This is a genomic window from Streptomyces sp. NPDC001903 (assembly GCF_042891345.1).
GTDB lineage: Bacteria > Actinomycetota > Actinomycetes > Streptomycetales > Streptomycetaceae > Streptomyces.
The window spans coordinates 11,816-29,601 of record NZ_JBIASZ010000020.1 but is presented as its reverse complement, the minus strand read 5'-3'; the positions used below and the strand labels follow the sequence as shown (position 1 = coordinate 29,601).

13 protein-coding genes and 1 pseudogene are annotated in these 17,786 nt (G+C 66.4%); 8 read left to right on the top strand and 6 right to left on the bottom strand.

The window, feature by feature from the left end:
• Positions 1–500 precede the first annotated feature (500 nt).
• Both ACFYZS_RS33085 and ACFYZS_RS33080 read left to right on the top strand, forming a co-directional pair.
• The gene (locus tag ACFYZS_RS33085) at positions 501–725 is read left to right on the top strand and encodes a DUF397 domain-containing protein (RefSeq protein ID WP_389020798.1); all 225 of its coding nucleotides are present in this window, start codon (positions 501–503) and stop codon (positions 723–725) included.
• 87 nt (positions 726–812) lie between these two features.
• Positions 813–1,766: pseudogene (locus tag ACFYZS_RS33080) on the top strand (DUF5753 domain-containing protein); the annotation flags it as partial.
• Between the two features lie 84 nt (positions 1,767–1,850).
• On the opposite strand, the gene ACFYZS_RS33075 reads toward ACFYZS_RS33080, so the two are convergent.
• The 3 genes from ACFYZS_RS33075 to ACFYZS_RS33065 form a co-directional block, all read right to left on the bottom strand.
• Positions 1,851–2,648: an SAM-dependent methyltransferase gene (locus ACFYZS_RS33075; protein ID WP_389020795.1), complete on the bottom strand. Its 798-nt coding sequence runs from the start codon at positions 2,646–2,648 to the stop codon at positions 1,851–1,853.
• Between the two features lie 239 nt (positions 2,649–2,887).
• Positions 2,888–3,373: a hypothetical protein gene (locus ACFYZS_RS33070; protein ID WP_389020793.1), complete on the bottom strand. Its 486-nt coding sequence runs from the start codon at positions 3,371–3,373 to the stop codon at positions 2,888–2,890.
• Positions 3,374–3,601: 228 nt separating this feature from the next.
• Positions 3,602–3,850, bottom strand: coding sequence for a hypothetical protein (locus ACFYZS_RS33065; RefSeq protein ID WP_389020790.1), 249 nt, complete (start codon positions 3,848–3,850; stop codon positions 3,602–3,604).
• A gap of 779 nt (positions 3,851–4,629) precedes the next feature.
• Here ACFYZS_RS33065 and ACFYZS_RS33060 point away from each other — a divergent pair.
• The 3 genes from ACFYZS_RS33060 to ACFYZS_RS33050 all read left to right on the top strand — a co-directional run bounded on the left by ACFYZS_RS33060 (position 4,630) and on the right by ACFYZS_RS33050 (position 10,062).
• Entirely contained in the window at positions 4,630–4,977 is a 348-nt protein-coding gene (locus tag ACFYZS_RS33060) for a CU044_2847 family protein (protein ID WP_389020787.1), read from the top strand.
• A gap of 4 nt (positions 4,978–4,981) precedes the next feature.
• The gene (locus ACFYZS_RS33055) at positions 4,982–9,142 is read left to right on the top strand and encodes a trypsin-like peptidase domain-containing protein (RefSeq protein ID WP_389020784.1); all 4,161 of its coding nucleotides are present in this window, start codon (positions 4,982–4,984) and stop codon (positions 9,140–9,142) included.
• 431 nt (positions 9,143–9,573) lie between these two features.
• On the top strand, positions 9,574–10,062 hold the full coding sequence (locus ACFYZS_RS33050; protein ID WP_389020781.1) for a hypothetical protein: 489 nt from the start codon (positions 9,574–9,576) through the stop codon (positions 10,060–10,062).
• 34 nt (positions 10,063–10,096) lie between these two features.
• Here the strand turns inward: ACFYZS_RS33050 and ACFYZS_RS33045 are convergent, their stop codons facing one another.
• From ACFYZS_RS33045 to ACFYZS_RS33035, 3 genes are all read right to left on the bottom strand, one after another.
• The gene (locus ACFYZS_RS33045; RefSeq protein ID WP_389020778.1) at positions 10,097–10,354 is read right to left on the bottom strand and encodes a hypothetical protein; all 258 of its coding nucleotides are present in this window, start codon (positions 10,352–10,354) and stop codon (positions 10,097–10,099) included.
• A 223-nt stretch (positions 10,355–10,577) separates the two neighbouring features.
• Positions 10,578–11,006 (bottom strand): hypothetical protein, encoded by a 429-nt coding sequence (locus tag ACFYZS_RS33040; protein WP_389020775.1) that lies wholly within the window; start codon positions 11,004–11,006, stop codon positions 10,578–10,580.
• Between the two features lie 1,628 nt (positions 11,007–12,634).
• On the bottom strand, positions 12,635–15,592 hold the full coding sequence (locus ACFYZS_RS33035) for an NACHT domain-containing protein (RefSeq protein ID WP_389020773.1): 2,958 nt from the start codon (positions 15,590–15,592) through the stop codon (positions 12,635–12,637).
• Between the two features lie 313 nt (positions 15,593–15,905).
• Here ACFYZS_RS33035 and ACFYZS_RS33030 point away from each other — a divergent pair, with 313 nt between their 5' ends.
• From ACFYZS_RS33030 to ACFYZS_RS33020, 3 genes are all read left to right on the top strand, one after another.
• Positions 15,906–16,229 carry a UDP binding domain-containing protein gene (locus tag ACFYZS_RS33030; RefSeq protein ID WP_389020770.1) on the top strand — a complete coding sequence of 108 codons (324 nt, stop codon included), beginning with the start codon at positions 15,906–15,908 and terminating at the stop codon, positions 16,227–16,229.
• A gap of 67 nt (positions 16,230–16,296) precedes the next feature.
• Positions 16,297–16,770 (top strand): GNAT family N-acetyltransferase, encoded by a 474-nt coding sequence (locus ACFYZS_RS33025; protein WP_389020768.1) that lies wholly within the window; start codon positions 16,297–16,299, stop codon positions 16,768–16,770.
• Between the two features lie 64 nt (positions 16,771–16,834).
• Complete coding sequence (locus ACFYZS_RS33020) at positions 16,835–17,668, top strand: SDR family oxidoreductase (RefSeq protein ID WP_389020765.1); 834 nt, start codon at positions 16,835–16,837, stop codon at positions 17,666–17,668.
• The last annotated feature ends 118 nt before the right edge of the window (positions 17,669–17,786 follow it).

Sequence of the window (17,786 nt, the reverse complement as noted above, 5' to 3'; positions counted from 1 at the left end):
CCCGGCTTGGCGGCGCCGCTGGGCCGGCTCTGCACAGCGCAGCCCTGCCGTCGGGATGCCCCTCCATCACCGGAGCGGCGCGTGCTGCTGCTCGGCGCGCCACGACACCGAGAGGCCGTCGCACTGGCTCGGGGCGCATGCGCGGCCTCTCCGTCGTGCATGCGGTAGGCCGTCAGCGGCCGGTGTGCTGCGCGAAGCGCTCGCCGATCCACGCCGTCGCGGTGCGCTCCTGCTCCTGTGCTGGTGGCCTATACCTGGGGCACTTTCAGGGTGTCCGGAATCGAGTTTTCCATTTTCCATTACCTGATGATCGGATCGGGAAATTGCTTCTTTAGAGGGACAGCCCACGCCGGGGCGCGGCGCTAATCTCATCGCCACACCCTCGGCTCATCAGGGGCTTTCCGAACTTTCCAGGTTTTCCCGTGTGGGTGGCACAGGGGCAGGCAGGGAGGGGCGGGAGCGGGGTGTGCAGGTGATCGCTACGGTGTGAGGGAGCTGGTGTGGCCGAGTTGGGTGAAGTGGTGTCGGTGGGGGTGGCGTGGCAGAAGTCGGCGGCCTGCAACGGGTACGAGGACTGTGTGGAAGTGGCGCGCCTGGCCAATGGGAACGTGGGGTTCCGGAACTCGCGTTTACCTGATGGGCCGATGGTGGAGTTCACCGGTGCCGAGCTGTCGGCGTTTGTGGAGGGCGTTGTCAAGGGCGAGTTCGACTGGATGACCAGCTGATACGCGGATTCGGTTGCGAAGAGCCACGCGAGGAACTCAGACTGCGACGGTGGTGAGCGTTCACCACCCTTTGCAAGGGAGATTCGCGTGGCCGATCGGCCCATCCGCCCGCCCGCTCGGACGTCGTTCCGGGAGGAGCTCGACAGGGGCGAGTCCGACACGACTCTGGCCCGTCGGCTGTGGGGATTTGAGCTGCGGGAGGCCCGCGACAGTCTCGGTTGGACCAACGCCGAAGCCGTCCGCCGGGGCGCGGCATCCTCAGCGACCGTTCTGAGCCGACTGGAGCAAGGAAAGATCAAGGCCAAGGTCACCGAGGAGGTCGCGCAGACCCTGGCCGGGCTCTACGGGGCCGATGAGCGGACTGCCGTGTCCTGGCGCAACCAGGCTGCGCAGATTTCGCAGGAGAGGATCGGGCGCGACGGCGAAGCCCCACCCGCGGACGGCGATTTCAAGGAATCGCCGGCGTTTGCGGACATCCTGCGGCTGGAGCGGCGCGCCTCGGAGATCATCTCGTTTGCGGGGCTGTACGTCCCCGGGCGGGTGCAGACCAGGCAGTACAGCAAAGTGGTGATGGAGCGGGCCTGTGACGGGCGCAAGGAGCTGCTGGATCTGGTTCCCGGGCGGCTGCGGCAACGTCACGAGCGGCAGGAGCTGCTGGAATGGGGCACCGCGCTCCACTACTCGATGATCATCGACGAGCATGTCTTGACCACCCCGATCCCGGGGGACGGCCCCATGCTCGAGCAGCTGTTGGAACTGCAGAAGCTGGCAAAGACCCGCGAGTGGATCCACCTGAGGGTTTTGCCCCGCTGTCAGTGGGAGCACGAGCTCCCGAAGGCCATGACGATGTCCCTCTTCCGCTTCCCGGTGGAGCAGGGTGCGGAGTTGGAGCAGGCGACGACACCTCCGGCGATTCTCTACCTGGAGGGCAGCAGTCCGGAGCTCAGCCGTCTGTACACCGATCAGGCCAAGGTCGATGCGCACGATGCCAACCTGACCATGCTCTCCAACCTCGCCCTCGACGTGGAGGACAGCCTGGGCTTCGTCCAGGAGCACATCAGCCGTTTCGAGGCGAAGCTGCGGGGCGGCAGCCGATCCCGTCGTCCCTGCCCGCCGCCGGGGCCGTCACGGTACCCGGGCCACGCCACCGTATTGGACCCAGCCGCCGGGGCTGCAGGGCGCGGGCTGGGGGGGATGACCCGGGTTCCAGCCGGCCACATCGCCGGGAGCATCCTGGCCGACCATGCGCAGGCCGGTGAAGAAGCGGGCGACGTCGCGGCGGGGTCGGATGTTGCCCCAGTGCCGGCCCAGCGCCTTCCCTAGGAAATCTCCGACCTCGGCGCGTACGGCAGGGTCGTCGTGGGTGAGGTGGGAGACGACGAGGTAGCTGCCGCCGGGCAGGCGGCCGGTCAGGTCGCGGACCAGGGCCCAAGGGTCCTCGTCGTCGGGAATGCACTCCAGGACCCAGCCGCACAGGACCGCGACCGGCAGGCCGGCTTCGAGCAGGCGCGCGACTCGAGGGTGGCGCAGAATGCTTGCGGTGTCTCGGATGTCGGCGCACAGGACGGTCGCGGCGGTGGGGTCCTCCGCCAGGACCAGTCTGCTCTTGCCCAGCGCGACGGGGTCGTTGTCGACGTAGACGACGTGGGTATCCGGGCGGGATTCGCGAGCGATCTCGTGGACGTGGGGCCGGTGCGGGATGCCCGAGCCGAGGTCGAGGTAGCGGCGGACCTCGTGCTGGGCGGCGAGATGGCGAACAGCGCGGCCGACGAAAGCCCGGTTGAAGGCGGCGAGTTCACGAAGACGCGGGGCCAGGGTCAGCAGCTGGGCGCAGGCGCGCCGATCAGAAGCGTATCCGCCCTGCCCTCCCAGTAGGTGGTCGTACATCCGGGCGATGCTGGGCTTGGTGACGTCGATCGGCACGGGCTCCCCTGGGGCACGGCTGTTCCCCCTGCCGGGCGGTCGGCGGGGAAGGCAGGGTCGTGGGCGGAAAAGCGTTCATCATAGGGGGTCACCCCCTTGTGAAAATACCTGCCCAGGACAGGCGAGGATCCAATCTCCGGAAATCCGGCGCAATCCTTGCCGATGTGCATTCGTGCTGGTAGGGGGCGCGCGTGAACGCGCCGGTATCGCATTTAGCAGGTGGATATGCCGGGGGACGTTTACGCTGCCGGGCGGGGCACGACGGTACGGTAGAGCGACTCGAACGCGGCCGATTCCATGCCCATCGCCTCTGCCGCCCGGTCCGCCTCCAGGCCCACGCGATGTCGCAGGAGGAACGCGTCAGCCGCCGGCCTCGGCAACTCGTCGAGAGCGGACCTTGGCCTGCGTGGGTGGTTATGGACCGCCGAGGACAGCCGCTGCCAGGCGCAACCTGCGGTTGAAGCACATGCGAGCAGCCCGGCCCAGTCCTGCTCGATCTGCGTCCACACCGCTGCGGCGACATCGGCGCCGGCGCCCTCGTCACGCAGGGACACCACCGCGAACTGCCGGTAGGCGGGCTCGAACCGGGCCCTGAAGGCCGCTCGAGCCACGCTCTCGACGGCCTCTGTATCCATACCCTGCGTTCGAACGGTCCGCTCCGCGCAGGATTCGTCAGCGCGGGGGGTACCGCCGTGAGGGCCGCCTCCGTGCTTGGCCGTGATCATGGAACGATTCCTCGCGAGGGTGGAAAGGAGTAGCACTGACGGCCGCGACTCTGGCCGGATCTCGTGCCGCCAAACGGGTACCTCCCGGCCACAACACGGTCCCGGAACAGCGCCGTTCAAAGGACGGCACGAGGCCGCGAGCCACCTCTGTGGCAGAGCCGGGATCGCGGGCAGCGGTCCCGGACTGCACGATGGCCGGCGCGCCCCGGGCAGGGCGCGCCAGCTGCGTCAGCGGCGCACCAGCACCCTGAAGAGGAGAGCGGTCCGGTCACCGAGGACCAACGGCGTTGCCGCCAACACCGCGGCCTCGTCCACCTCTCCGACAATGACGCCGACCACGAGGAGGGTTGCCAGCACTGACGACCACCGGGCCACACCCGAAAGCGTGGCGTGGAAGCGGGTTTCACCCGGGGGCGGAACCGGAATGCTAATTTCTGGGCTCATCGGTCCCCAGGACCGATCTGCACGTTCGATCATGTCGTTCCTTCGAAGCAGGGCGCAATGGTCGAACCCCCGCGGGGCTTCGGGGCGGGCATGCCCTGAAGCCCCGCTCATCGGGGGATCGAATGCAGCGAAACACGACCCCCCGACTGGTCCAAGCGCTTCCACCAGCCGGAACAACAGCCTGGCGCAGGGCCCTCAACGAGACCGAAGCCCACCACGGACGACAGAAACGAACACGACCTGTCGTCTCGGATCACAATGCTGCGCCACTGGAACATGATCGGGCGGAAACCCGACCGACCCTTCGGAAAATAGAGCAAGTAGCTCGAATGGGCTTCACTCCTGAGGGTGAGCGTTTTCCCTGGGGTCACCTCGATCCCGCCTTTCCCGGCAAACGCACCCACATGACGCTCCATCACGCCCCCGCGCAGCAGGATCACGGCCGCCAAGCGGGGTCCGGTCTTTGGTCCCTTTCCGACACCCACCGAGGCTGTCAATAGCGCGGGCCGCTGCCTGGATCAGTACGAAACTGCCGGCACCTAGCCTGCCCATCAGCCCGCCGCACCACCCGCCGAGAACGTGCGACGACGAGCGCATCCTGCGCCACGTACAAGCTGATGAGAACAGGAGGCTACGAGCTGTTGCATCACCCCAATCACGGCCAGGACCCGGTCCATCAGCTGGCAGGCTCCAAGTCCACGGCTCGTTCCTACCCGAACGGACCGTTCGGGGTGCGCTCTGTGCCGGACCGGATGAGGATCGCGGCAGGGCGGTGCCGCGGTGCACCGCCGCGTCCGGCGGGAGGTGAAACCATGACGCAGCTGGCTCGAATTCCGCTGGCGGACGGCGGCTTCGTCCTGGTCGAGGCCCCGGCTGCGCCTCAGGGCCCGGTGAAGGCTGGCCGTCTCGGCGACGCCATTCAGGAGTTGCCAGTGAGCCTGCAACAGGCTCTGGGCTCGGTTACGGACGCGGCCCACGACATGCTCGGCCAACTTCGCAAGGCAGGCCCAGATGGCATCACGGTCGAGTTCGGCATCGACCTCGCAGTGCAGGCCGGCGCGGTAATCACCAAGAGCAGCGCCAACGGCCATCTGAAGGTGACCATGACATGGAAGAAGAACGGCTCCGCGCGCTCCAGCCCCGACGAGCGGTCAGGCTGAGCTGATGGACGAAAGCGCTAGCGCGGACCGAAACGGTGGCCACATACCCACGCTGCTTGCTGCCGTCGCCCAGGTTCTGGGGCCGGACGACCTAGTGGCCGGAGCCGGCTTCCTGATCGGCGAGGACACCCTGGTCACCTGCGCGCATGTTGTGGCAGCAGTCGGCTCCGGTCCCGGTGGCCTCATACGGCTGGTGTTCCCTCACGCCGACGGTGCCCCGGCCGTCGAGGGACTAGTGCTAGAGGAACCGTGGCGTGCCCCCGAGACCGAAGACGTGGCCGTTGTACGCCTGACCGCCACCCCGCAGGATGCGTCCCCGCCGGCCCTTGGCTCCGCGGCAGGCCGCCGGGGGCACGAGGTGCGCTCGTTCGGCTTCCCCGCCCAGGCTCCGCCGGGCGGCCACTTCGGCTTCGGTGTGGCGGGGGACATCCTCCCGGCGGTCGACGGCCGTGGCGCCCACCTCCAGCTGACCTCTGCCAACGACCTCACAACCGGATTCAGTGGCGGCCCTGTCATCGACGAGGTGACCGGCCTGGTCATCGGCATGCTCACCGAGATCGCCGCCCCGGACGAGCACGACCGAGGTCAGGCGATCGCCTACGTCACGCCCACGCAGGTCCTGCGGGAGGTCTGGCCGGAGCTGACCGAGACGGACGTTCATCCCTACCGTGGCTTGGAGTCCTTCACTGCGGAGCACACGCAGTGGTTCGAGGGACGCAAGGACGCGGTGCGCCAGATGCTGGCGGGGCTGGCCGAACACCAGCGCCTGACCCTCCTCCTCGGTCCAAGCGGCTCCGGCAAGTCGTCCCTGATCCAGGCAGGTGTCCTGCCGGCTCTGGCCGCGGGCGCACTGCCGGGCAGCGACAGATGGCTCCAAGTCATCACCCGCCCAGGGCGGGACCTGCTGCAAGAGCTGGAACGGGCCGGGCTGCCCGGCGCCGAAAGTGAGGGCATCGCCGAGGCCGTCGCCCACCGGCTCGCCGCCGAGCCCGCTCACGAACGTGTCCTCCTGGTCATGGACCAGTTCGAGGAGCTCTTCACGCAGACTACCGCTGACGGTCAGTGGGAGCGCCGGCTGACAGCCGCGGAACGGATCACCGCCGCCGTCAGCTCACAGGCGAAGCTCTCCGTGGTCCTGGTCATGCGAGACGATTTCTATCCCCAGCTAGCGGGCCGGGCTGCCAGCCTGCTGAAGGCGGCGATGCTGGGACTGCTCAACATGCCCGGCACGCTGAGCCAAGACGACCTGCACGACATCGTCACCCAACCCGCCCTCCGAGCGGGTGCCCACTTCGAGCAGGGGCTGCCTGAGCAGATCATCAGCGATGTCCTGGCCACCACTCCCGAGGGAGCCGTCTCCCGCCATGCACCGGTCACGGTGCTACCGCTGCTGGAACTGGCACTCAGCCAGCTGTGGCAACGGCGCACGGAGGGACGCCTCACCCACGACGCCTACCGCCGCATAGGCGGTGTCACGGGAAGCCTGGCCAGTTGGTGCGACACGGCCCTCGATCAACTGACCTCCGAGCAGCGCCCCATCGCCCAGCGCATCCTGACCTCTCTGGTACGCCCAGCGGACCCCCGCCGCAACATCCCGGCAGTCCGCGAACAGGTCCCCCTGCAGGAGTTGCGCGAACTGGCAGCAGACGTCCGTGAAGGCCCCGACCGCGAAGGCGAAGACGAGATCGACGCGGTCCTCGAGGCCCTCATCCGGCACCGGATCATCACCACCCGAACGCCGCCCGTTTCCCTCGTCCATGACGCCCGCCCCGAGCCCCCTGTGGCCGAGTTGATCCATGACGCGCTGATCCGCGACTGGGGGACATTGCGCGAGTGGGTGCGTCAGGACCACCGCTTCTATGAGTGGTTCGTCCGCACTCGGGAACAGGCTCGCCGGTATGCCGAGGGGGAGGATCCGGAGGATCTGATCGGAGGAACCGCACTCGCGGAAGGGCTTGAGTGGGCTCTGCAACGCCGCCTCCCGCGGGACGTCGCAGCCTTCCTCAAGGCAAGCCAGCAGCGCCAGCAGGCCGTCACCCGACGTACCCGACGTCTCAACACGGTGCTGGCTTCGCTGCTCGTTCTTGCTCTCATCGCCACGAGCCTGGCGGTATGGCAGCGGCAGAAGGCTCGCGACGGGGAGCTGGAGGCTCTCTCCCGCGAACTGGCCGCCCAGTCCAGCATGCTGATCGAGTCGAACCCCGACGTTGCCTCGCTACTGGCTGTCAAGGCCTATCACACGAGCCATACCCCCCAGGCTGCCGAAAGCTTGCGGAATGCTGCAGCTCTCCCTTTGATCCAAAGCTTCATGGGTCATAAAGAAACAGTATGGGACGTGGCATACAGCCCTGACGGAAACACAATCGCCACATGCGGTGAAGACGCCACCGTGCGCCTATGGGATGCTGGCACAGGAAAGGGGAGAACCCTCCCGGTGGGCCATACCCAACCGGTGCACGCGCTAGCCTTCGGCCGAGATGGAAAAACTCTCGCCACCGGCGGGGCTGACGGAACCGTTCGACTGTGGGACATGAACGCCAGGAGTGGTCGCATCATCATCCATGAAGCTGACATGCTTTTCTCGGCTCTGGCTTTCAGTAACGACGGGGCAACCCTCGCGGCCGGAGGAAGCGACGGGTCCGTACGACTGTGGAATGAGGCGACCTCGGAGAGCCATACGATCCCAGTCGGACACGCGAGGAACGTCCTCGATTTGTCCTTTAGTTACGACGGGAAAAAGCTCGCCACGGGCGGCGGAGACGGCGCTGTGCGGATTTGGGATTTGGACAGGAAAAGGAGCTATACGATTTCAGAAGACCCTGCCGAGCCTGTGTGGGCACTGGAATTCAGCAGGGAAGGGACACTCGCTGTCGGCGGTAGTGGCAATCAAATAAACCTATGGAACGTGGATAGTAAAGCAATAAAAAGCGGACTCCTGTCAGGCCATCGCGATTTCGTCAGCTCCTTGCGATTCAGCCAAGATGGGAAAAGCCTCGTAAGTGGCAGCGCCGACGCCACGGTGGTCGTGTGGGATGCAAAAAGTGGAGTGGCTCGCGCAATTTTGCGAGGTCACACTGACACCGTTTGGGGTGCGGCGTTCAGTCGCGACGACGAGACTATCGCTACTAGTAGCGAGGACGGTACGGTGCGGCTGTGGGGCCTAGACACCGCCAACACATACCCCCTGGGGGAAAATCCCGGCAAATCGGAAGCCGTGGCATTCAGTCCTGACGGAGCGACGGTCGCCACGGGAAATACCGAGGGGAACGTATCGCTGTGGGACCTGCGCACCCGCAAGAGCCGCACTCTACCGAAACACCACATGGATGCGGTCACCGCAGTCGCGTTCAGCCCCGACGGGGAGAGTATCGCCACCGGAAGCGCCGACGGAACTGTCCGCCTGTGGAACCTGGCCACTAATGAAAGCAGCATCATCCCGATGGGCCACTCGAACAAGGTTGCCTCCGTGGCATTTAGGCCGCCGAACGGAAGTACTCTTGCATCGGCAGGCATGGACAAAACCGTGAGGCTTTGGGACTTCACCGCGAAAAAGAACCGAATTGTCGAAATGGGTCACACCGACACCGTGAACGAGGTGGCATTCAGCCCGGACGGCAGCAAGCTTGCCAGCGGCAGCCGCGACACCACAGCCCAGGTTTGGGACATGATCACCGACAAGCATCTTGTCAAGCTAGCTGGCTCCACTAAATCGGTTAACGCAGTGACGTTCCGTGATGAGAATTCTCTAGCTACGGGGAGCGTCGACGCTACTCTGCGCTTGTGGGACATTGGCACCGGCAAGATCGTTAGAGCCTTCAAAGGGCATAAATGGGAGATTGACACAATGGCCTTTAGTCATGACGGCGAGATCCTCGCCAGCGGCGGGACGGACGGCACTCTCAGGATTTGGGAGGCTGACACGGGAAACGCCCTCATTACCTGGTCCTACACCGACACCGTTTACGCCATTGCCTTTCGCCCCCATAGCAAGATCATCGCCAGCGGTGGCGCGGACAAAACCGTGAGGCTCCACAACGTCGACCCCCTCGACGAAACGGTGGCACTCAGCAAGGTCTGCCGGGCCGTCAACCGGGACCTCAGCGCAGACGAGCGTACGGTCTACCTTCCAAACCAGGCGACCGAGCCCGCGTGCGCCACTGGCTAACACCTCGGCCAGCCCCCGCGCGGAGGCCTGAGGTTCAGATCCTTACGAACCAGGAGTGGATGGAGTCGGCAAGTCACAGGTGTACGGCCATACCGGACGGGCCTCGCGTTCAGCACCGTCATCCAGGGACTCCGCGAGTCCAGCTCACCCCAGTCAGCTGTCCGACGGGCAGATCGCCAGCCGTTGCCTACGGCGACGGACCGACCGGCCCTCGAAGATTCATCGCCGCCACACGATCGAGTGATCGCCAGGCTCGCGAGCCGCACATCCTGGACATGTTCGCTATGTTCAAGCCCAGGTCACAGCCCCCGTTGAGAGGCGACCGGTCGGAAGACCTCGGTCCCCGGGGAGGGAGCTCAGTACAGGAAGCCCTCCGCCCTCCTGGAGCGCGCCCTGGCCGAGTCAAACAAAGCCGGCATCGCACGTTCGTGATGCGCGGGAGCGAGTACCTGGTCGCCTTGAAGTCGGAGGAGGCGGAGGGCCTGCTCACGCTCCACACGCTGCACGGGGCCGACGAGCATGCCTTCCACGACTCCTTCCGCGAGAAGCTCGAGGCCCTGGTGAAGGCGAAGGCGGCCGGAGAGACGGTCGAGAAGGCCGAACCGGCGGCGAAGCCGACCCGTGCCGTCGACCTCATGGAGGCCCTGCGCGCCAGTGTCGAGCGGGCCCGAAGTCCCAAGGACACCGGCGAGAAGGCCGCCTCCCCCGGCGCCCGGGCGGCCGGCGGCAAGAAGGCGCCGGCCGCGAAGAAGCGGGTGCGCTCCGGGCCGGCAGCCAAGGGCCGGGAGCTGGCGACGCTGACGAAGACCGAGCCGTACGAGAAGGCGTCCGCGGCCGGCATCCCGGGCCGCTCGTCCATGAACCACGACCAGCTCGCCGACGCCCTCGCCCACACCGGCCGCGACCGGCGCAAGGCCTGACCGCCGCGTGGTGAGAGGTCCTGCATGGTCGTGGTCAGGCTACCGTGACACGCAGGACGTACCGCTCGCCCGTACTGATCGCCTGCGCCTGTTCCCGGAGGTCCGCGTCCGTGAAGCCGAGCAGCGCCTCGTCGGCGGCCCGGCGCAGCAACGGGAGGATCTCGGCGACGGGCCGGCCGCGGTGCGCTGCGGCGAGCTCGGCGAAGGCCCGCTGGTAGGGGGCTCCGTACGTGCTCACGCTGTCGGCCAGCAGGTGGTCAAGGTGCTGTCGCTCGATGCTGATCTCGCCCATGGCCCGCTCCTTCGGTCCTCCGGGGCCCCGTCCGGTCCGGGGCCTCGTCTTCGACGCTACGAGGCCGGTCTGACATCGCCCCCTACCCAGCAAGGGGCGCGTCCCGGCTGATGAGGTCCTGGAGCTGCTCGCGGACGGGTGGCGGCAGCAGCCCCTCGGTGGCGATGGGGTGCCACTGGCAGCCGGGCATGAGCCGGTCGAGCCGGTGGAACTCCCCGAGCTGCTAGAGCAGCACCAAGGTGTCGAGGGCGTGCTGGGCGGGTGGCCGGTCGCGCTCCTTCAGGGTGCTGAGCACGGCCAAGCCGGCCATCGCGTAGCGGCCGTCCATCCACTCCAGGGCTGCCTCGCCCAGGTGCCCTGCGGCGAGTTCTTCCTCGACGCGGCCGCACAGGTCCAGGGCCCACTGCCGTACGCCGGCGGCGGTCTTCCAAGTCCGCGCCAAGTCCTGGAGTGGAGCGGTGGCGGCCAGGTCGCGCAGATGATCGCGGGCATCGCGCACGGGGCCGAGGGCCAGCTGGTTGTCGTCGGTGAGGACCGCGTCGGCGAACTCGGGGACGTCTTTGCGGGTGGTCTCGACGAGGGAGGCGATCGGGTTGGCCGCGGCGGTGGGGTTCATCGCGCGGAGCAGGGTGCCGATGTCGTCCAGGGGCATCGTCCCGTTGATGGCAGCGGCGGCCGCAGCCAGTGCGGCGTCCTTGGGTGTCGGTCGGCGGGCCGGGGTTCTCGTCGAAGGCTGTGAGCTCGGCCGGGGGCCAGGTGTGTCCGTCGGCGCGGGCGAGGCGGGCGATGCCTTTCGTCGATGCGCCGGGCCCGGGCGGGGACCAGGATCACGGTCAGGCCGGCGGCGGCGAGGTCGTCAAGCCGTTGTTCCGGGTCGGTGTCCGGGTCGTCGTCGCCGGGGACGGTGAGGGTGTCCACCGCGGCGGTGAATGCGGTCCGTACCGTCTGCTCGGGTACGGTACGAGCGGTGCGGCCCGCAGCACCGCGCACGGGCCGCACAGCAGGATTCCGCCGCCTACGAGCGCACCCGCCGCGCCCGCGTCCCGGCACTCCAAGGGTCGAAGCCTCTGCCCGCTCTGCCGCCCCCGAGCCCGGCTAGCCGCGCCGGCGCCTGCCAGGGGACGGGACGCCAGGGCCCACTCCGGCGCCCACACCGTCACCACCGCCTCCACGACGTCGGGGACGAGGAACATCACCACGCCGCGCACCCAGCGCCAGGCAACCTTCCGCCGGCGGCGCTCCGCCGACTCCTCGCAGCGCTTGGCAGGCTCCCGCCCAGACTCCTCGTGCGCCGAATCCCCGCTACCTGCGCAGCGCGCCCGCTGAAGCCCTCGAAGGACGCGCTCGCACAGCTGCGTTGGTCACCGCCACCGGCATGATCCTGTGCGCGGCGCTCCGCCCCACCATCAACCGCACACCCCGTACCTGACCGGGCATCACTGACATCGGAACGACAGATTCCACCTTCACCCCGACGAGAGGTCACGCCAGGCCAATGACCACCCGACCGAACGTCGCGCCCTGAACACAGGCCCCGCGCCCCGCAACACCCCCCCGTCCGGCCCACGGGCGGCCGCCGGACCCGGTGGGCGCCGGGCCCTGCGGCCCGGGCAGAGCGCTGACGTACTCGAAGGCCATGACCCGGTTGGCCGCGTCAGCCGCCCCGTGCTGGCGCCGGTGGTCCGCATCACCTTACGGGGCGGCAGCACCCGCCGCGCGGTGCAGCAGCGGCGGGTAGGTGAGGGCTGGCCTCAGGCACGTCGGACAAGCATTGAACGGTGACGGAGAGCGCCTCACCCTTCGGCGTGGGAGATACATGCCTCCGTAAGATCAACTGGACAAGCCAGCAGCCGACTTACAGAGCAACCATGAGGATCAGAACTTCTCTTGCAGCCCGCACAGCCGCCCTTACCATCGTGGCTGTCACCGCAGCCCAGGCCGCCGCGCACTTCTCCCCGCCCTTCCCCACGTACTGAGTTGGCAGGCCCTGCTGAACGCAGGGCCTGCAGGCTGCCTTCGTGTCAGGCATGACGCCGGCATTCCGCCAACCGCACGCTCACACACAGTCCGTCGCGATCACCGCGGTCCCCTCGCCCGACGCGAACCACTCCCATGCCTGGAGGCGGATCCCCACACGAAACGCCCGAGTTCAGCGGTCAGGCTCCCACCCTCTGGATGGCTCACCTCACCGGCATAGCGCAGCGATCATGAACCGTCACCACCCTGGCGCCAACCCAAAAGCGTCGTTAATCGCTGCCCGAGCCATAACCATTGCCTGGCTCAGGAGCTCTCCTCTCCTGCAGGTCGCGCGCGCCTCCAACCGGTTCGCGTGTTCAGCCGAGAGGGAGACGGAGCGAGTGGCCGGGGCTGCACCATCACAGCGGTGAGCAAGTCCGTTCGCCCTGCACACCAGTCAGCGAACCAGTCCGGGACCGTTCCTGTTCCGCGCTCCCTACTCAATTCTTGAAGGCTAAAGGGCTCTGCGCCTGATACGACGCTTCGCCCTGGCCCGTTGGTTCGCGTAACGCCGACACGGTCGAACCACTCCTTCCCACGGACGAAGTCGACGCGCTTGTGGAAGGGGTGCAAGGTGGGGCCGGTCGCTTCAAACAGGGCACAACAGGCCCAGATCAGAGCGTCCCGGAGGTCTCGGTTCTTAACTGCTTCAGCGACCTTGTCGGGTGTCTGAGCGACGGCGTCCTGATAGTTGCGTGCGAAGACCGCACGAAGGAATGTACCGCTGACACGTGGTAGAACGCCACGTGTCCAGGCTCCGAAGGACGCTGAAATCTTACCTGCATCAGGGTCTACTTCACCTTCGGAAAGGAGATCTTCCAAGTCCAGAAGAACGGGACCCGCGACGGTCTCACCAAACGCTTGGAACCCAAGAACCCACTCTCGCGTACTTTCAAGATGCTTGAATTCAACGAGCGAGTTACGAAGCAAATAGCCCATGGACGGCGGGTCATTATGGGGAATCTGACCAGCCGCGCCCATCATTTCTGACGCCACTTCATACATCTGCTGGTCCCATTGTGTATCAAACAGGAGTGTTTCGCCCCTCCAGTAGAAGCGGGCCCACCGCGCGAGCGCTGCCCAAGCATGATCCGGGTTCTCTCGGAGCTTGGCGACAAACCTGCTCCTGGGATCCCGAGAAAGCTCGAAAACAGAAAATGCCGCAGCGTGGTCTGATTCTGGGCTTCTGCGGCTCCAGGCAGCAAGGAGCGCATCAAAGACGACGTCGGTGGTCTGAGGCGGAAGAGGCGCCGCATTCATAACGCGCAGACATAGCGAAAGATTGCTCTCCGATGCTGGCCGACCGCTTTGCATTCCGGGCATGAGCAGAGAAACAATGTCCCGCGCGCCGCCGTCGTACTTATCATCGGCGCACTGGAACATAACGTCGACCAGGACAGAACTCGTATCCTTTTCGTAGGCCAGCACCATCTCGTCGACTACCTCGTTTAGTACTCGCGCGCGCCGCACAAGGGCCTCTGCCGCGAAGTACTCCATAAAGGTTCGATGGGTAAAGCCGAACAGGCGGCGATCCACCGAGTCGGTCCCCTGGTAGGAGAGAAGCCAAGCCCTATCTGCGCAGAAGTCAAGAAAGTCCTGGGCACGAGACCGGGCGTCGACCTCGTGGACCGAAGCCGTGTCGGTGAAGAATGTGGCGATCAACCTACGAAGCTGCCCCTCCTGAACTCCGGCCTGAGCGGTCTGGCTCTTGTAGAAAAAGAGTGCAAGTTCCTGCATCAGCCTAGTGCCATACTGCCGGTGGTCCATCGGCTGCTCGATGTGGCGCATCGAATCCCATCGCTGAAACAAGAGTTCAGCGCAAGCGCTATAAACTGTGCGTCGGTTACGGGGGATATACCCACGAGCCCGATACAGGGCACACAGCAGGGAAAGCATGAGGGGGTTGGTGCGAATGTCTGGAACGTTCTCAGTTTCCCTCATGAATGCCAAGCGGTCTCTCTCCGGCCGTTCGGTAGCAGCGAACCATTTCTCGGTGTACTGCCCCACCTGATCAACGGAAAAATCGTCAAGCTCGTACACGTCGAAATGCCTGCTACTAAAAGGAGCCTTGTCATAGCCCACCCTACGGGCTGTGACGAGTATCGGGATGAGAGGATATCGGTTTGCGAATGCTTCCACAGTCCGGACAAACGTGGCGCGCCGTCCAACATCCACGATTTCGTCGATACCGTCGAAGATCACGAACGACCGACCTAGAGTGGCCAGGTCGGCGATCGCCTCCTCTGCCACCTCCATTTGAAGGTTTTCTCGAAGGGAGCGGGAGATTGCCGACAGAATGTACACTGATCCGTCACTACTTGTGACGTCCTTGCAGGACACCGCAAGAGGGGCATAGACAGAGCCAGAGCCGGAGCGAGAAAGCTGGTGCACAAGGTTCTGTGTCATGGTGCTCTTGCCGACACCCGGGTTTCCGAGCACAACGCAGCGCGGACGACTCAGAGGCGAAACCAAGAATGAGTCATCAGAAAATTCCTCAGAGTTCCGCTTGCGCAAGTTCCGCTGTACATATAGCACTTCATGGTCGAAGCGCGCCGTCTCAGCGGCGTGACTGAACGTATGCGCAAGACTCAGTTCAGCGTATCGGGCCTCTGAAGCGCCCCTGATGTCTGAAAGTACCTCACGGGTGCGCTTCATGCGGACCGAGGACCCGAGGATTTCCACGATGTCACGGAAGGCGGCATTGGGAGGGGACTCGCCCCCTGAAATCTGCGGCGCGGCTCCAATATAGGCGGAAATTTTTTCCAGATCTGATGCGGCGAATGACCCGGTGGTGCCACTGAGAGGAAAGACGCTTTCCATATACGCCATAACAAGCTGCCAGAGCGAGCCTGCCAGGTCAGCCCAATTGTAGCCACGTTCGTCGCAGAATTGCTCCGCCCGGACCTCGAAGGTCTCCTCGTACTCCTGCGCAAGTTCCGAAAGCTCCCGGCGTGACCGCAGGCCTAGCCGGGCAATGAACAAGAATTGCGACAGCGCAACGACCTCGGGCTGCTCAAGGAACTCCGACACCTGAGCGACCTGATCCTGAGTCAGCATGGCGATCATGTCGCCTGTCTTGTCCAGAAGGACAAACGCTCCCCGTTCGTCGGACTCTTCCGACCAGGGGGGCAGCGGCGCGTTCCCCGTCACCGGAGCCGCAGACCTTGTCACGAATGCTGCCGCCACACGTCCGACCACGCTGCCCACCAATACGCCGTCCATGGTGTCCCCTCCCGCGACCTGTCCCACATCCTCGCAGAAGTACCTGCCACCGGGAGAGAGAACAGCGAAGGCCCGGTTCTAAGGCCCTGCCTAGCGGGAAAGCTGCACCGGACGAACGATGCTCACCGCGTAGTCACGCGCATCCCAAGAACGTCCACGCGTTCACTGCCTCTGCCCGTCAGCTCGGCGCCGACCGGGCCGCCACCCTCCTGCGCGCAGCCGAGGAGATCAACGAGTCCCGCACCGACGTCGCCATGGCCCTCATCCGTGGCGCCCTGGGCGACCGCCCCGTCAAGAGCGCGAAGATCACCGTGTGGGGGCCGCGTTCAAGCCCGGCACCAGCGACATCCGGGAGTCCCCAGCGCTCGCGCTCGCCCACGCCCTCCAGCAGGCCGGCGCCACCGTCACCGTCCACGACCCCCAGGCCGTGGCCACCGCCATAACCCGCAACCCCGAACTCGACTACACCGACAACCTCGCCGCGTCCGTCGACGGAGCCGGCCTCGTCGTCCTCGCCACCGAATGGCCTGAGTACGGCCAGGCAGACTCCCAGGACCTGGCAGGCCGCGCGGCCGCCCACCCGCTCGTCGACTGCCGCACCACCCTGGACCCCGAGCCCTGGCGCACGGCCGGCTAGACCGTCCACCAGCTCGGCCGCCCCGGCACCACGTCACCACCCCCTGGATCGCCGGAGGTACCGCACGATGCACGGCAACGACGTTGTCCTCCGCCGCGCCACCGGTGCCGACGCCCGTGCGGCGGCCGACGTGTGGCTGCGCTCCTTCGCTGCAGCGCTGCCGACCGTGCGCTGCGCACACGAAGAAGGCGACGTACGCGACTGGTTCGCCCGCGTGCTCGTGCCGCGGTACGAGACCTGGGTCGCGGTGACCGGCGGCAACGTGGTGGGGCTCATGGTGCTCAACGGACAAGAGCTGAAACAGCTCTACCTCGACCCCACATGGCGCGGACGGGGCCTCGGCGACCGGTTCATGAACCTGGCCAAGGAGCAGCAGCCGGACCGGCTGACGCTGTGGACGTTCCAGGTGAACACTTCGGCGCACCGGTTCTACGAGCGGCACGGCTTCATCGCGGTCGAGCGGACGGACGGGGCGCGCAACGACGAGCGCGAGCCGGATGTCCGCTACCTCTGGCAGCCGTCAGCGGCACGCTGGCGATGAAGGCGGTCACCCGAAGTCCTCGGTGACCGCCTTCATCGCTGTAGAAGCGGTCTACGGTGGCGCGATGACAGTTCTGATCGTGGGCGGCAGCGGTTTCCTCGGGACCGAGCTGGTCCGGCAGGCGAGAGCAGCGGGGCATTCGACCGTCGCGACGTACGCGACGAAGCCCGGCTCCGCCTCCCCCAGCGTGTGGCGTCACCTTGACCTGCGGGACGCCGGAAACCTGGGCGCTGTCATGTCCGAGGTGCGCCCACACCTTGTCATCAACGCATCGAGCGGATCGGCCCACTGGCCGACCACGGCAGAGGGCCCCATCCGTCTCGCGATGGCAGCGGCGAAGTACGGAACCCGCATGGTCCACGTGTCCAGCGACGCGATCTTCTCCGGCTCGGACGTGGACTACGACGAGTCCAGCCTCCCCGACCCCATCACCCCCTACGGCGCTGCCAAGGCCGCCGCGGAGACCGGCGTCCTCGCCGTGCACCCGAAGGCCGCGGTCGCCCGGACATCACTGATCATCGGTCACGGGCGGTCCGTGCACGAGAAGGTCGTGCACGACCTCGCCACCGGCACGCGCGACGGCGTGCTGTTCACCGACGACATCCGATGCCCCGTCCACGTCACCGACCTGGCCGCCGCCCTCCTGGAGCTGGCCGCCGCCAACGCGACCGGCATCCACCACCTCGCCGGACCCGACGCCGTCAGCCGCCACGAACTCGGCATCCTCATCGCCGAACGGGACGGACTCGACCCCACACAGCTCCCCACCGGCATGCGGGCCGAAAGCACGCTCCCCGGCGCCCTCGACGTACGCCTCGACAGCCGGGCCACCCAGCGAGGTCTGCGCACCACGCTGCGCGGGGCGCGGCAGTTCCTGCGGCCTGGGAGCGCCCTCTGACCTGACGGGTCCGTCGGCCCTCGGGGTTGGTTCGGGCTGCGGCGAGCAGCCTCTGTGCCGTACGCGGGCCGACCTGGTAACGCTCGGCGATCTCGGCGATTGCCACCTGCCCCAGGAG